Annotated in this window: 9 protein-coding genes and 1 pseudogene; all 10 read right to left on the bottom strand. The window is 64.3% G+C overall.

Annotated elements, in window-relative coordinates; genetic code table 11:
* Positions 1-46: 46 nt before the first annotated feature.
* A complete protein-coding gene (locus XI05_RS06175; protein WP_271499767.1) occupies positions 47-2,239 on the bottom strand; it encodes a glycosyltransferase in 2,193 nt (730 codons plus the stop codon).
* 12 nt (positions 2,240-2,251) lie between these two features.
* Positions 2,252-3,532 carry an HlyD family efflux transporter periplasmic adaptor subunit gene (locus XI05_RS06170; protein ID WP_271499765.1) on the bottom strand — a complete coding sequence of 427 codons (1,281 nt, stop codon included), beginning with the start codon at positions 3,530-3,532 and terminating at the stop codon, positions 2,252-2,254.
* A gap of 241 nt (positions 3,533-3,773) precedes the next feature.
* The gene (locus tag XI05_RS06165; protein ID WP_271499764.1) at positions 3,774-7,103 is read right to left on the bottom strand and encodes an adenylate/guanylate cyclase domain-containing protein; all 3,330 of its coding nucleotides are present in this window, start codon (positions 7,101-7,103) and stop codon (positions 3,774-3,776) included.
* Between the two features lie 302 nt (positions 7,104-7,405).
* Complete coding sequence (locus XI05_RS06160; protein ID WP_260382541.1) at positions 7,406-7,921, bottom strand: hypothetical protein; 516 nt, start codon at positions 7,919-7,921, stop codon at positions 7,406-7,408.
* Between the two features lie 444 nt (positions 7,922-8,365).
* A complete protein-coding gene (locus tag XI05_RS06155; RefSeq protein WP_271499762.1) occupies positions 8,366-10,231 on the bottom strand; it encodes an ABC transporter ATP-binding protein in 1,866 nt (621 codons plus the stop codon).
* A gap of 195 nt (positions 10,232-10,426) precedes the next feature.
* Positions 10,427-11,343 (bottom strand): annotated as a pseudogene (locus XI05_RS06150) (2-hydroxyacid dehydrogenase).
* Between the two features lie 7 nt (positions 11,344-11,350).
* Positions 11,351-12,679: an NAD(P)/FAD-dependent oxidoreductase gene (locus XI05_RS06145; protein WP_271499759.1), complete on the bottom strand. Its 1,329-nt coding sequence runs from the start codon at positions 12,677-12,679 to the stop codon at positions 11,351-11,353.
* A 53-nt stretch (positions 12,680-12,732) separates the two neighbouring features.
* On the bottom strand, positions 12,733-13,608 hold the full coding sequence (locus XI05_RS06140) for an ABC transporter permease (RefSeq protein ID WP_271499756.1): 876 nt from the start codon (positions 13,606-13,608) through the stop codon (positions 12,733-12,735).
* 4 nt (positions 13,609-13,612) lie between these two features.
* Positions 13,613-14,563: an ABC transporter permease gene (locus XI05_RS06135; protein WP_212254533.1), complete on the bottom strand. Its 951-nt coding sequence runs from the start codon at positions 14,561-14,563 to the stop codon at positions 13,613-13,615.
* Between the two features lie 27 nt (positions 14,564-14,590).
* Positions 14,591-16,282 carry a peptide ABC transporter substrate-binding protein gene (locus XI05_RS06130; RefSeq protein WP_271499754.1) on the bottom strand — a complete coding sequence of 564 codons (1,692 nt, stop codon included), beginning with the start codon at positions 16,280-16,282 and terminating at the stop codon, positions 14,591-14,593.
* Positions 16,283-16,315: the final 33 nt, after the last annotated feature.

Here is a 16,315-nt window from a genome sequence, read left to right as displayed (position 1 = left end):
CGATGACTTGTCCTGACATCACAAGGCGGTTGCGCCCGCTCAGCACTCAACTCGGCGCGACGACCTCGAGCACTGTGCCGGCCACCCGGCCAAAGCCAGGTTCAGTGAAACTCGTCGGATGCAGGCTTCGAGCTCCGGCAAGACGTGCAAAATCGTCCGTCCGGGGCTGAGGCCGAATGACCATGCTCTCTGCCGGCAGACGCTCGGTCGGCGAGATCGACGCGGGCTTCGCGCCGCCTGCAACAATGTGGGGCAACGGCGCGGCCAACGACCAGATGTTCTTAAGCATCGCCCTATTAACCGAGCTCGCGACGACACCGTTCCGCTTCAGACGGGCGACGGTAAAGAGCTTGCGGATCAGCAGGTCTCGTTCAAGCGACTGCGGCAATTTGAACTGCACCCCGATGAGCCGGCCCCTTTGTTGCGCAATCACCGCATCGACCCATCCCACCTGCATGATGTGCAGGCGCAGCGGTTCTCCGGCGCGAGGACAGTCAATGCCGGGGCCAAGCAGAACGCCGGCGCCAGAGAGGGAGATGTTGCTCCCGCGTCCAGAAAGCTGCTCGCCGGTCCCGGTCCGGATCAAGATAGTTTCGTCGATCTCGAAACGCTCCTCGGTCCGTCCCATCCGCGCCTGCAGCGAGGTCATGCAGACGAAGAAAAGCACGACGATGTTCACGACTGACCAGAAGGCGACCATCGGTAGAGCCGCCGGATGATCGATGATGCGCCATTCCGGGATCGTGTTCAGAACCACACCGACAACCGTCAACGCCATCAGGACCGCCGACGGCCAGAATATCTCAGCAGAGTAACTTGCGCGCCGCGCGGCAGCGCCCTTCGGCGTCACCCTGAACGCATGTCCCGCCGGCTTGACGAGAGTCCCCAGCACCGTCGGCAGTATCTTGAAGCTCTGGATCGTCGCCGACACCTGAGCGGCGAGCGGAAAATGCACGTGCGGCGCGAACCAGGAGATGCCGCCGTTGAGCGCCAGGATCGCGGGGAACAAGTAGTAGAACACCGATTCTGGGGTGACATCGACGACCGGCGCCAAGCCGGTCCACATGAACACGATCGGAACCACCACGACCATGAGCGCCCGCAAGCCCAATGAGAGCCAATGCGTCGGAAAGAAGAGGAGCCGATGCATCAAGCCCAGTCCGGGGCCGAGCGGGCCGGCGGCGAGGTACAGCGTTTGGATCGCGCCACGCGCCCAGCGTTGCCGCTGCACGAAAAAGGCATCAAGGCTTTCCGGCGCCAGTCCAATCGCCAGCGGTTCGCAGAGATAGCGGGTGACGTATCCCTTGCGCAGCAGGACGAGCGTCAGCAGGATGTCTTCCGTAATGGACTGGGTCGGCAAGGCATCGCCTACCGCGCGGAGTGCTGCGCGACGCGTGACGGAGTTGGAACCGCAACAAAAGGCGCCATCCCAGCCGTCGCGCGCCGGCATGATGGAATCGAAGAAGAACCGTTGTTCGTCCGGCAGTCCCCTGTGCAGGCCGAGATTCGCCTGCATCGGGTCCTCATTGTAGAAGGCGTGCGGGATCTGAACGATTCCGACCTTTGGATCAGCGAAGAAGCCCATCGTGCGCATCAGGAAATTGCGCTGCGGCACGAAGTCCGCATCAAAGATCGCGAAGAACTCGCCACCCGTCTTGGTCAGGGCATGATTGATATTGCCGGCCTTGGCATTCAAATTGTCGGCGCGCGTGAGATAGCCGGCGCCCTTTTGCGTGCAGAGTGCCCTGAGCCAAGGCCTGCGACCATCATCCAAGACCCAGACCTGGAGGTTCGGATAGTCCAGGCACAGCGCGCCGGTGATCGTCTTTTCGAGCACCTCGAATGGCTCGTCATAGGTCGGAATAAAGACGTCGACCGAGGGCAGCTCATCATCCGGCAGGCTGCGAAGCCGACGCTCGTGCTGATCTGCTTCGCTTCGGCGATCGGTCCTGCGAAGGAACGTCAGATAGAGAATGAACTGATCTGTGAAAGTCAGAAGCTCGACGAACAGACAGAACCAGATCCAGCCGACCTGATACCAGGTCCCGGTTGCCGGCAGCGCGGTGGTGAAAATACGCCATTCGAGATAGCGGGCCACCACAAGCCAAACCACGACAAAGACCGCAAGACGCGCCCAAGGGCGCGCGACTGGGAAGGTCGGCGCCAACAGATACATCGCAGCAAAGATGCCCAGCATCGGCGCGAACAGCTGAGAGAGAGGCAGAGTCATGGCTTGCATGGAACATCTCGCTCACAGGGGCGATTGGTCGAGCTCCAGGCGAGCGGTCAGCCATTTCAACTTCGAGCCCACCAATCGTAGCAGGCCGTCGGTTCTGCGCTCGAAGCGCACCTCAGCCAACCGTCCGATATCGCAGGAGCCGTTGCGGTCGGCCGACGTCTCATTGGGCGGAAGCGATATCTCAATGGTAATGTTGCCCGGATCAGGCCGCGGCACCCGAGCCGCAAGCAGCCGATCATCGCCATACGCGGCCGATCCGCGGACCTGCCGGATCTGGCCGCTCTTCCATTCGCGACTCCCAATCAGACGGACGGTAGCCGCATCTCCGGCCTTGATCTTCTCGAAATCGCGCTCGGGTAGTTCAACGACGATAAACCGGCGTTTGCAATCTGCGAAATCGAAGACCGACTGCCCTTCCGTTACCATCGAGCCCGGGCTGGCCGCGACCGACCAGACCACGTGGGCTGCGGGCAAGGACAGATCGTAGTGATCGAGACGATCAAGTCGAGTGCGTTCCTCTGCAATTTCCGCGGCCAACTGCGCGGCACGTGAGCTGTTCTGCAACAGGTCTGTCTCGAGCTCCTGGCGGCGGAGGACAAGCCGCTCGCGCTGCTGCTGAGAATAGGGCACGTCGTTGGCATCGCCACGAAGATAAATGCCCTTCTCGGCCGCCCCCAATTCCGTCTTGAGGCGCTGCAGGCGTTCACCGGCCATCTGGCACCGCGTTGCGGTTGCCTCCTGCGAGGCCTGGGCCTCACCGGAGCGGATCTGCGAACTGATGCCGAGCTTCACGAGCCTCTCCATTCGGCCCGCGACATCGTTCCGCTGCCGCGCCTCAGCGAGACAGCCGCCTTTTTCAACTTCCGTTTCACCTATCTCGTGGCTCAGGCGCGCGACCATCCCCGAACGATAGTCCTCGCTTCGCTCGCGGAGCTTGCGATCGAGCTCGGCGATTTCCTCGAGTTGCCGGCGTGCGAGCTCGGCGCGTTTGGTGGACATGGCCAGCTGCTGATCAAGGTCCATGAGGTGCCGGCGATCCGGCGAACGCGCCTCGACCAGCGCCACCATCCGGGTGTGCTCGAAATATTCACCCTTGCGTGGAAGATCTGACGAGAGCTGACCCGCCATCGGCGCAGTCACCCGCATGAGCTCGGCATTGACATAGGCGGAGGGAGCGATTCGGTAAGTCACATACGGCAACAGGGCCCATCCGCTGAGAGCGATGATCCCGAGTGCCAGGGACCGCCGAGCGATCCGACTGCGAATGAAACGTTCGACATGCAAGCGAACCACGACTGGATCTCCAAATGGGCTTTGGTCGCTCCGCCTGCCCCTGCGAAGGCAAGCCAATCGCCGCATGGCCGCCGCAGCAGCAGACTCCCCCTCGCAACCACGAGAAGCATATCTAGCTTTCACCACAACAGGTTAAGACGTGTCAAAACCGGAGAACTACGGCTCCGAAATCGAGAACAAGATGCCGACCTATTCTGGCTTCAAGTCGGCGCGGCGCTTGTACCGATCGAATGCGGCGCGGCTAACGCCCATTCCTAAACAGCTCTTTCGCTTCCGCGAATTCGGGAAGGCCATGCTCCGCTTCGAATTGAGCGAGCACGGGAGCGAGCACTTCGGATAGCGCACCCGCTCGGCCATTTGTCTTGTGCAGGCGTGCAAGCTCAAGGGCGCCGCGCAGCTCGAAAGTCCTGGTCTGCTGATGTCGTGCGATGTCCAGCGCTCGCCTGAGGGCGTCTTCGGCACTGGATTCGTCCGAAGGGTTTTGGCGGGACAAGAGTTTACCGCGAACACGATGCAACTCGGCATCAAGCCAATGCTGGCCGGATTGTCCCGTCCCGGCGATCAATTCGTCCAGGATTTCCAGCCCGGTCTCGACTTCGCCGACATCTGCAATCGCCAGGGCGACATGCATCCCCCAGAACGGTTCGCAGAGGTAGCAATCGTTCTCGTGCAGGAAGGTCCAGCCGTGACGCATGTCCGCCAGTCCGGCCATTCGGTCGCCGGCACGCCACTTGGCCAGGCCGTTCAGGTAGGTGCCGGCGGCCGCGTACAGCGGCATCGTATGGTCGCGCGCGAGACCGAGCGCCAGGATCGTCTCTGTCTGCTGCAACATGCCCCCGCATACTCCGTCGAACACAGCGCGATGAACCAGCGCATTGGCCTGGGACAGCGCCCGTTTTTCACCCGGAGTACCCACCGCTTCCGCGGCGAGCCTGCGCGCACGAGCGATGTCGCCGAGCGGCCAGAGCACCAGGGCGAGAAATCGCATGATGACGAACGGAAGATCCAGCGCCGAAGCTCTGAAGGTCGCGGGATCCGGTTCGGCCCGATAGATCGCCAGCGCCCGCTCAAGATGCGTACGCGCATTCGAATACTCGCCGGCGAACCAGCACGTCACGCCGCCGGTCCAATGCGCCACGACGGCGGCCACCGGCGAGTCCGGCCGTCGCTCAGCGGCGCTCCTGATGGCATCCGCCAGCTCCCGCATCGGAGCAAGTTCGCCATGCGTCAGGCAGGCATTGAAGAGGCCGGAATGGACCGGCGCAAGTTCAACGGGATCATCGATACCGGCCGCGAATTGTCGCGCGCGCGTCCATGCCGCGACCGTTTCCGGAGCGCTGTGCCCGAGGCTGCCCCGCAAGGCGCGGCCATATGCGATTTGAAGATGCAGCCTGCTCATCATCCGGCGGGGCTCGTCAGGCAATTGATCGGCGATCGCGATGGCCTTGCCGAGATGCGCGATCGCCTCGGAATAGGCCGAGCGTTTCAACGCCTGCTGGCCCGCCTTGCGCCACCACTCGAGTGCGATCTCGCTCAGCCCCGCTTCGGTGAAGTGGTGCGCCAGGACTTCCGGCTCGGTCTCGGCGACGACTGGAAACTTCTCGCGCAGGACATCGCCAATCCGCGTGTGAAGCACCTGCCGTTTGCTCCTGAGCAGACTCTCGTAGGCCGCTTCCTGAACGAGGGCGTGCTTGAAACTGTAATTTGCTTCGGGCGGCGTCCCACGACGCAGCAGCAGTTCGGCCTCTTCGAGTTGTGCCAGCGCCGCGCCCAGCGTCAAATCGTCCCGTCCCGCCACGGTTTTCAGCAGCGCGTATGAGAAGTCGCGGCCAATGGCGGCGCCTATCTGGGCCACCTCCTTGACCGGAGCGAGCCGGTCGAGCCGCGCCATCAGCGAATCCTGCAGCGTCGCAGGGATGGCAAGCGGCGGCAGCGGGCTGTTCAGGCGGTAGCGCCCGGCATCCTCGACGAGCAGCCCGGACTCCAGCACCATCTTGGTCAATTCCTCGACGAATAGCGGAATGCCATCGGTCTTGTCGATGATCTGCTCCATCATCTCGCGTGGCAGCTGGCGACCGACGACAATCTGCTCGACGAGCGCGCGCGTGTCCTGCCGATCGAGCCGGTCGAGCCGCAACAGACTGACGTTGGCAAGGCCCGACCAGGAGGGCTCGAACTCCGGCCGGGACGTCAGGAGCACGATTATCGGCAGTCCTCTGATCCGATCGACCGCGAGATCGAACAGCTCAAGTGTCGTCGCATCGGCCCAATGCATATCCTCGCAGATGATCAGCAGCGGCTGGTCTCGCGCCAATCCCTCAAGCTGATCCAGAAGGGTGGCAAATGTCTGCCGCCGCTGCTGCGCCGGGCTCAAGCCGAGCGGCGGGCAATGGTCGCCGGTGGGAATCGAAAGCAGCGCCGCAATCAGCGGCGTTGCCCGGGCGACCTGCTGGGTTCCTATCGCCAGCATTGCCTCGAGCTTGTCGAGCTTTTGATCCGGCGTGTCGTGCGAGCGAATTCCGGCGGCGCGCTCGAGCTGCGCGACAAAGGGATGAAGCGCACTGTTGGTGTGGTAAGGCGAACACTGATATCGCACGCGACGGTGCGTTCCCAACGAGGGGCTTTCCGATAGCGTTGCCACAATCCGCGACTTGCCAATGCCAGCTTCGCCGGAAATCAACACGATCTGGCCCCGCCCTTGCCATGCCTCCCGCTGACGCGAGAGGATGTACTCGATCTCGTTCTTGCGGCCGACAAAGCCGATCGAGCGCGCGGCACGGACTGCCTCGAAGCGACTCTCGGATGCGGTTGCTCCTTCCACCGCCCAGACTGCGATGGGGTCTGCCATTCCCTTGACCTCCCGGCGGCCGAGATTGCGCAGGGAGAAGAGATCGCCAAGCAGCCGGCGCGTCGATGAAGCAACGACGACGACCCCCGGCTCCGCCAGGCTCTGGAGCCGGGCGGCGAGGTTTGGTGTGTCGCCGATGGTTGCGTGCTCCTCCGACGCATCTCCGCTGATGAGGTCGCCGACCACCACAAGTCCGGTCGCAATTGCGATCCGCAGTTCGGCTCGTTCGTCAGTCCCTGTCTTGAGCTGGCGTATCGCGGCGATCATGTCGAGCCCGGCGCGCACCGCGCGCTCGGCATCGTCTTCGTGGGCGCGCGGATAGCCGAAATAGACGAGTATTCCGTCACCGACGAATCTGGCGATCCTGCCATCATAAGCACCAACCACGCTCGCGCAGGCAGCGCGATAGGCGCGGATCACCTCCCACATGTCCTCGGGATCGAGACGCGCCGAGAGCGCAGTCGAGCCGACCAGATCGCAGAACATGACGGTGAGGTGACGCCGCTCGGCGTCCTGAGGAGGAGCGGGAGATGCGATCAACGCGGCTGGATCGAGGTCAGCGATAGCCCGCAGCATTTTGCGGCGATGGCCGAGCAGGACTCCGAGCTTCTCGAAGTCCTCGTCCATCAGTTCGGGAAGGACGCCTATGTCGATCCCATTTTGGGCAAAGCGCTGCGCGTATTGCGCAAGCCCCAGCTTATCGAGCCACTCCGCAATCTGCATTGGCTCCACCGATCGTGTGGTTGGCGGTTAGCAGAATTTTGGACCACGGCGCGCGGGGACAATATACCAACACCACCATGATGGCACGTTTTGTTTGTTGCGCGATAACCTAGGTTTCTCAATACCGATATTGCGTTCAAGCGGTGACGCTGCTCGATGCGAACAGGCTTGCTACCGAACATCGTCGGCACGCAGCATTGGACGGCAGAGGTTGCGAAGAATCGTCGCGGTCGTTTCGAACCAGAGCCGAACCAGCACTGCGGCTTGTGCCAAGCGGATGTTCTCCGCGACCGCAACTTCCTTCATTGCTCGCTGATAGGCGCTTCATAACTGCGAGCCATCGTGCCCGCCGCAACCTGAAGCGAAGAACCAACCACCCAGCAGCCGGCAACAAAGCCGATCAGGCCGTTAGGCAGATTTTGATCAAGGACAAGGATGCTGACGGACAGAGTTGCAGCGATTGCCGCGCCGAACGTTCCCGCCGCACTCATGATCTCGACTGGCTCGGAACCGTTCCATTCTTCCGAGATACTCGATGTCGGCCTCTGTGCACCATTGCCGGACAAATCAATTCCCACGTAATAGCCAAGCGCTCCGTAGAGCATCGTTATCAGGACGATCCAGCCGCTTTCAAACAGTCCGGCTTTCTGACGTAACAGGGTCGCTCCAACATAGAGCCCGCCAGAGGCCCCAACGGCGGCCAGCCCTATTCTTTCAAGAAGATGGGCCGATTTAATCAGACTGGAGCGGGCGATCCGAAGATTGCCGACGCGCCTTGTTGCAGAGAAGGCGCTGGAAATTGCGCTGCTTATCTTCATAGGAGCTCCTTCTGAGTAAGTAGCAGCCTACCGGCCGACCCCGAACAGAAGCTGCATGAGTTGCGCGATGCCCTTTCATTCCAAATTTCTGAAGGATCGTTGCTGAGTGATGGGACTGGCTTTGCTCGTGAACGAGACGGAGCCAATCCAAAGCTGCGAGCATGTGGCTGCGCAGGCATTGCGTCTCACCCGTGTTTGAAATGATCCGGGTGCGGCAATTTCGTTGGATTAGTGGTAATTCCGAAAAAGAGCGATCGCGTATGAAGCGGTTCACACACGGCTCCTCCCTGACGCTCCATTCAGTCACAATTTCCGGAGGACGCGTCTGCATTGTCGCGATAACGGAAGGCGAACACGCTGGATCTGCAACGCGCGGTTGGTCAGCAGGCTGACACGTCTGGCCGAAATCAAAGATCCGCGCTTGGGTTCGTGCAGCTCGCAGCGTCAGGCCGACCATTCCTCGCCCCACACCTGCACGACGTGGCCGGGCGATACCTCGCGATATTGCCGCACCGGCGGCTGATAGTCCGGCGCGCGGACCGGGCTTCTGATCTCGTCGTTGGAGGCCTGGCGCCGCGTGCCGCGGCGTGACGGGTCGGGCACCGGCACGGCGGCCATCAGCTTCTTGGTGTAGGGATGCTGGGGGTTGCCGAACACCGATGCGCGCGGGCCGATCTCGACGATCTCGCCGAGATACATCACCGCGACGCGGTGGCTCATGCGCTCGACCACGGCGATGTCGTGGGAAATGAAGAGATAGGCGAGGCCCATGCTGGCCTGCAGGTCGAGCATCAGGTTGACGACCTGCGCCTTCACCGAGACATCGAGCGCGGAGACCGCTTCGTCGGCAACGATCAGCTTCGGCCCGAGCGCGAGCGCGCGCGCGATGCAGATGCGCTGGCGCTGGCCGCCGGAGAATTCGTGCGGGAAGCGCGCGGCCATGTCGGCTGAGAGGCCGACGCGGACGAGCAGGTCGGCGACCTTGTCGCGCGCCTGCGACGCCGTCGCGAGTCCGTTGGCAAGCAAGGGCGCAGCGATCGCCGTTCCCACCGACATGCGCGGATTGAGGCTCGCGAACGGATCCTGAAACACGATCTGCATGTGCTTGCGGACATCGCGCAAGGCTCGGCCATTCATGGTCAGCACATCCTGGCCGTCGATCAGGACCGTCCCGCTGTCCGGCTCCGTCAGCTTCAGGATGGAGCGGCCGGTGGTCGACTTGCCGCAGCCGGATTCACCGACCAGGGCCAATGTCTCGCCGGCACGCAAGGTGAAGGAGACGTTCTCGACCGCATGGACGCGGCCCGAGACCTTGCCGAACAGGCCCGAGCGGATCGGAAAGCGCGTGGTGAGATTTGAGACTTCGAGCAAAGGCCGCGCGGCGGGTGAGACAGTGTCAGGCGTCTCGGACGGCTCGTCCGACGTCCCGGTCACCTTGTCGACGATCGGAAAACGCATCGGCCGCGGCCGCCCATCCATCGAGCCGAGGCGCGGCACGGCCGCGAGCAGCGCGCGCGTATAGGGATGCGCAGGCGCGGCGAAAATGCGCGCGGTGGCATCCGTCTCCACCGCCTGCCCGCCATACATCACCACGGTGCGGTCCGCGATCTCGGCGACCACCCCCATGTCGTGGGTGATGAAGAGGATCGACATCCCCTCCTCCTGCTGAAGCTCCTTCAAGAGCTCGAGGATCTGGGCCTGGATAGTGACGTCGAGCGCGGTGGTCGGCTCGTCCGCGATCAGGAGCTTCGGCTTGCAGGCCAGCGCCATCGCGATCATCACGCGCTGGCGCATGCCGCCGGAAAAGCGATGCGGATGCTCGTGGAAGCGCGATGCCGCCGCAGGGATGCGGACGCGATCGAGCAGGCGGATGGTCTCCGCCTCCGCCGCCGCGCGCGACAGGCCGCGGTGCTGGATCAGCGCTTCCGCGATCTGGAAGCCGATCGTTAGCACGGGATTGAGGCTCGTCATCGGCTCCTGGAAGATCATGGCGACGTCATTGCCGCGGATGTCCTTCATGCCCGCCTCGGGCAGCGCGAGCAGATCGCGCCCCTCCAGCATGACCCGCCCCTCGACGCGGCCGATCTCCTTCGGTATGAGCCGCATGATTGACAGCGCGGTCACGCTCTTGCCCGAACCGGACTCGCCGACGATCGCCACGGTTTCCCGGGGCGCGATGTCGAACGAGACATTGCGGACGACGGGAATCCAATGCCGCTCGAGCATGAAGGAGGTGGTGAGGCCGGCGACCGACAGCACCGCCGCCTGCGCGGCAACGATCTGGTCGGATGCGTTTGCGCCGATGCTCATGCGCGGACCCTAACGCTCGCCGCGAAGAAGGTGCGCTCCCTCCCCCGCTTGCGGGGGAGGGTCGGGGAGAGGGTGTCTCGGCAAGCGAGAACCCCCAAGAGGAGAGAGCCCTCTCCCGGCGCTGCGCGCCGACCTCTCCCGCAAGCGGGAGAGGTGAACTTCGCTCGTGGCTGCACCGGTGTTCCCATTATGACCTCAGTACCCCCGCTTGCGATCGACCAGTCCCGGCAAGGCCTCGCCGCGGCGGTGTCGCGCGATGGTATCAAGCACATAGCCGACCGCCGTTTCCGGCTTTGTCGTGCTGGCGATGTGCGGCGTCAGGAGAATGCGCGGATGACTCCAGAACGGATGGCCCGCAGGCAGCGGCTCGGGCTCGGCGACGTCGAGCACGGCAGCCGACAGCACACCGCTGTCCAGCGCCGCGATGAGGTCGGCCTCGACCAGATGCCCGCCCCGCCCGACATTGAGCAGCCGCGCACCGCGCGGCAGGCGCGCGAACAGCTTTGCGTTGAGGATACCGCGCGTCTCCGAGGTCAACGGCAGCAGGCAGACCAGAATGTCGCTCTGCCCCAGAAAATCCGGCAAGGAGTCGGCGCCCGCATAACAGGTGACGCCTTCGATCTCGCGCGGCGAACGATTCCACGCCGAGAGCGGAAAGCCGAACGTCTTGAGCCGTTCCAGCACCGCCCGGCCGAGCAGGCCGAACCGACACGCCGCTCGCTCGTGTACGTCGCCGGCAGCTCGCGCCAGACTTGATCGCGCTGCTGCGCGATGAACTGCACGAGATCGCGGTGCAGCGCCAGCACCGACATGCAGGCATATTCGACCATGCGATCGGTGATGCCAGGCTCCATCATGCGGACCAGCGGAACATGCGGCGGCAACTTGGTGATGTCGAACTGATCGACGCCGGCGCCGACCGAGACGACCAGCTCCAGATTCGGGAACGTCGTCGCGATGTCATCCGGCGGCACCCAGGCCACGAGATAGCGCACATTGGCGGGATCGCCGATGTCGGGCCAGAGTCGGAACGGGATGTCGGGCGCGCGCTCCGCGAAGAAGCGCGCCCACTCGGCACCGCGCACCATGTTGGCCTTGTAGAGAACCGTCATGCCCGCCTCAGAACGGGCTGACCGGCGCGAGCCGACGGCCGTCGATCATGCGCTTGTGGCTGTAAGCGGCGGGATCGACCAGCGGCGTCGAGCCGGTCACGATGTCGGCGGCGAGCTTGCCGGCCGCGGGACCGATGCCAAAGCCATGGCCCGAGAAGCCGGTGGCGAGGAAGAAGCCCGGCAGCGCGTCGACCGGCGAGATCACCGGAATCGTGTCGGGCGTGCAGTCGATGGTGCCGCCCCAGGCTTCTGCGATCTCGATGTCCTTCAGCCCGGGGTTCGACTTGATCAGCGCCGCCAGCGCCGCATTGACCAGCGACATGTCGGGCGCGGGATCGCGCACGCGCTCGGCCTCGAACGGGGACGGCTTGTCGAAGCTCCAGCTGGTACCGCGCATGAGCTGATCGAAGAACGACTTACCGAACGAGAGCTTCAATCCGTTCTTGCGGTGCTGATAGGTCGGCCAGAACGTGCGCGCGTAACGGAACAGGTCCGGCGACAGCTCGACCGTGCCGCGGTTGCGCAGCGCCAGCGTGAAGCCGCCGTCGAGGCGGCGGCGTATGCAGTAGAAATCCGTGCCGAGCGCGCCGGAGGTGATCTCCGGTCCCGGCGTGGTCCGGCACGCGGTGGCGTTGACGAGGCCGATCGGCAGCTCGATGCCGTGGCGGCGGCAGAACAGCGACGACCACGCGCCGCCCGCCAGCAGCACGGACTGGGTGCGGATGGTGCCCTTCTCGGTGACGACGGCGCTGACGCGTCCGCCAGTCGTCTCCAGCCCGCGCGCGGCGCAGCCCTGGTGGACGGTGACGCCGTGCTTGCGCGCGGCGGTGGCGAGCGCAGGGACAGCCATCGACGGCTCGGCGCGGCCATCACTCGGCGTGTGCAGGCCGCCGACCCATGTGTCGGCATTACCAGGCATGCGCTCGGCGACCTCCGCCGGCGTCAGGACGGTGGAGTGGACCTGCTGCTCGCGCGCAACCGCTGCCCAGCGCTCCCAGCCGGCGAGCTCGTCCCTGCTCTTGGTGAGGAACAAGACGCCGGTGCGGCGGAAGCCGGCATCGACGCCGGCATCGTTCTGCATGTCCTCCCACAGCCGCAGCGCCTCGCGCGCGAGCGGGATCTCCTCGCGGGCGCGGCCCTGCTGGCGGCACCAGCCCCAATTGCGGCTCGACTGCTCGCCGCCGACATGGCCCTTCTCGACCACCGCGACGGAGTGGCCCTTCCTCGCCAGATGATAGGCCGCGGACACGCCGATCACGCCGCCGCCGATGACGACGACATCCACCTGCGCCGGCAGGCGTTCGTCGCTGTTGATGCGGTTGAGCGGCGGGGACATGGGGCACTCCTGGAGTTCAGTTCGAGGTCTTGCGCGTCAGAGAGTCTTGCGCGTCACGGGATGTTCATTCGCGGATCCAGCGCGTCGCGCAGGCCGTCACCGAGAAAGTTGAAGCTGGTCACCGCGAGCGTGATGGCGACGCCAGGCGCGATCGCGAGCCAGGGCGCGCTGGTCAGATAGATCTGCGCATTGTTGAGCATGTTGCCCCAGCTCGCCGCCGGCGGCTGGATGCCGTAGCCGAGATAGCTGACATAGGATTCGAGCAGGATCGCCTTGGCGACGTTGAGCGTCGCGGCAACGACGATCGGCGCGATCGCATTGGGCACGAGCTCGCGGAACATGATGCGCAGGTTCGAGGAGCCGAAGGCGAGCGCGGCGAGTGCAAATTCTCGCTCGCGCAACGAGCGCACCTGGGCCTCGACGACGCGCGCGACCGCCATCCAAGCCGTCGCCGCGATCAGCACGGTGGTCGTGACGAGGCCGGGCTCGGTGAGCGCTGCGAGCGCCAGCAGCAGGAAGATGGTCGGAAAGCACAGCACGGCGTCGACGAGCCGCATCAGCACCGCGTCGACGGCGCCGCCATAGAAGCCGGCAAACGCGCCGACGACGATGCCGACCGCCATCGCGATCACCATCGCGACGATGCCGATCGACAGCGAGACCCTACCGCCCATCAACAGCCGCGCCAGCACGTCGCGGCCGAGCTCGTCGGTGCCGAGGATATGCGCGCCGGAGAGCGGCGGGGCGAACCGCTTCATGATGTCGATATAGGTGTCATCGAACGGCAGCAGATAGGGACCGAAGGCCGAGCCGAGCACGAGCACCAGGATGATCAATGCGCCGGCGAGTGCCAGCCGATGCCGGCGGAAGCGCCGCCACGCGGCCTGGCCGGGCGCGAGCTGAACGGTGGAGAGGGTTGCGGTCGCCATCGCTTCAGCCCACCCGGATGCGCGGATCGACGACGGCATAGAGGATGTCGGCCAGCAGCGAGCCGATCAGCACCATCGTCGCCGAGAACATCAGGATGCCCATGACCACGGGATAATCGCGATAGCCGATGGAATCGAGAAACAGCCGGCCCATGCCCGGCCAGGTGAACACGGTCTCCGCCACCAGCGCGCCGCCGAGCAGGGTCGGAAACTGCAGGCCGGCGACCGTGATCATCGGCAACAGCGCATTGCGCAGTGCGTGCACCGTGAGGATGCGCCATTCCGGCATGCCCTTGGCGCGCGCGGTGCGGATGTAGTCCTGGTTGATCACCTCGAGCATCGAGGAGCGCATGAAGCGGCCCCACATCGCGGTCTCGACCAGCGCCAGCACCACGGCCGGCGCGATCAGATGATGCAGCAGGTCGAGGAAGGAGCCGTCGCCAATGGTGTGCCGATTGCCCGCCGGCAGCCAGCCGAGCTTGACCGAGAAGACGTAGATGGTGACGAGACCGAACCAGAACGTCGGGATCGACAGCGCGATCATGGCGCCGACGGTGGCGAGCGTATCGAACAACGAGTAGCGGCGCAGCGCGCCAAGGATGCCGATCCAGCAGCCGAGCAGCACGGCGATGATGGTCGCCGTCGCCATCAGCTCCAGCGTGGCGCCGAGATGCGAGGAGATCACCGACAGCACCGGCTCGCCGTCGCGATACGACTTGCCCCAATCGCCCCGCACCATGCGGCCGAACCAGTCGAGATACTGGATCGGCAGCGGCCGATCGAGGCCGAGTTGCCTGGTGACGCGGTCGAGATCCTCCTGCGTCATCTGTCCGGAGACGGCAAACTGCGAGAGCGGGCCGCCGGGCGCCAGATGCAGGATGGCAAAGCCGATCCCCGAGACGATCACGAGCAGCATGATCGCCTGGGCCAGGCGGTTGACGACGTAACGGGCCATCTCAGGCGATCCAGCGCATTGGACGCATCACGCCCAATACCATTCGCGCATGTTCCAGCTGTTGATCGACATGTTGATGTTTGGACGGAAGCCTTGCAGCCCCTCCTTGATGCCCTCGGCGATGAAGCCTTGGAACAGCGGCAGGATGGCGAGGTCGTTGCGGATCAGCTTTTGCAGCTCGCCATAGGTCGCCTTGCGCTGCGCCAGGTCGAATTGCTTGGCGCCTTGAGACAACAGTCGGTCGGCCTCCGCGCTCTGATATTGATACGTGTTGTAGCCGCGGCCGCCCTTGGCGGGAATGGCGCCGGAGCCGAAGCGCGGTGTCACGTCGGGGTCGCTGCCCAGCATGAAGTTCACGCCGACGATCACCGAATTGAACTTCGATTGCTGCCAGAAGTCGCCCCAGATCACGGCCGCCGGCATGTTGTTGACGCGCATCGCCGCGCCAATGGCCCGCCAGTCCTGGATCAGGAGCTGCTGGCACTGTTCGCGCACGGCACTGCCCGCCGTCGTCGAGTTGGCGAACTCGAGCTTGACGCCGCCCTTCTCGCGAATGCCGCTGGAGCCGCGAACCCAGCCCGCGGCGTCGAGCAGCGCGTTGGCCTTGGCAGGATCGTATTTGTGCTGCGGCAGCCCCTGCTGGAACGACCAGGCCTGCTGCGGCACGAAGCTCTCGGTCTGCGTCGGCAGGCCGTAATAGAGCGCGTCGATGATCGCCTGCTTGTTGATGCCGAGATAGAGCGCCTCGCGCACGGCACGATCGGTGAAAGGGCCAAAATCCAGGTTCGGCGCGATATGCTCTACCGAGGACGTCGAAGAAACGAAGATCTTGCGGCCCTTCAGCGTCTTTGCCTCCTGCACGAAGTTCGGCAGGATGCCTTGCAGGCCCGTGTAGTCGACCTGACCGGTGCGGAACTGGGTGTAGAGCACGGTGAGATCAGGGATGTATTTGAAGACCACGCGTTCGAGGTACGGCCCCTTGCCATGATAGCCGGTGTGGGCGTTCAACTGGATATGGTCGCCGGGCACGCGCTCGCCCCAGCGAAACGGGCCGGTCCCGACAGGCGCATTGTGGAACGGTGAGGCGTTCGGATCGGACACCTTCTCCAGGATGTGCTTGGGCACGATGAAGGTGAACGACGCCAGGATCGACATATAGGGCGAATAGGGCGCTTCCATCCGCCAATGAATCTCGTCGGGCGCCACGACGGTGATGTCCTTGACGAGGCTGTGGCCGACCCGGCTGCGCGCGCGGAAACCGGGATTGTTGATCAGCTCGATGGAGAATTTGACATCCTCCGCCGTGAACGGCGTGCCGTCGTGCCACTTCACGTCGCTGCGGAGCTTGATCTTCCAGGTCAACCCATCGGCCGACAGGCCGCCGTTCTCGAGGGTCGGGACTTCGCGGGCGAGGTCGGGGACGAACTTGCCGTCGGGATCGATGTACCAGAGCGGCGAGAACACCTGCCACCAGATGCCCAGATCGACCTCGATGCCCGGCATCAAGGGATGAAAGACGGTCGGCTCCTGCGAAAGCGCCGCGATCACCTGCCCGCGCGGCTTGTCCGGCGGAGCGGTCAGGCGTTCAGTCTGGGCCAACGCACTGCTCGAAAGCGTCCATCCCGCCGCCGCGCCTGCGCCGAGCTGGAAGAATTGACGGCGATTCGGAATGCCGAGATGCCCTGCCCCAACGCCGAACTTGCCGGTGTCGTCTGCCATGACCCACTCTCCGTTTCCGCACGCGGCACCGTC

The sequence above is a fragment of the Bradyrhizobium sp. CCBAU 11357 genome, assembly GCF_028128865.1.
In the GTDB taxonomy this organism is placed as follows: Bacteria; Pseudomonadota; Alphaproteobacteria; order Rhizobiales; family Xanthobacteraceae; genus Bradyrhizobium.
This window is presented reverse-complemented; position numbering and strand designations above follow the sequence as displayed.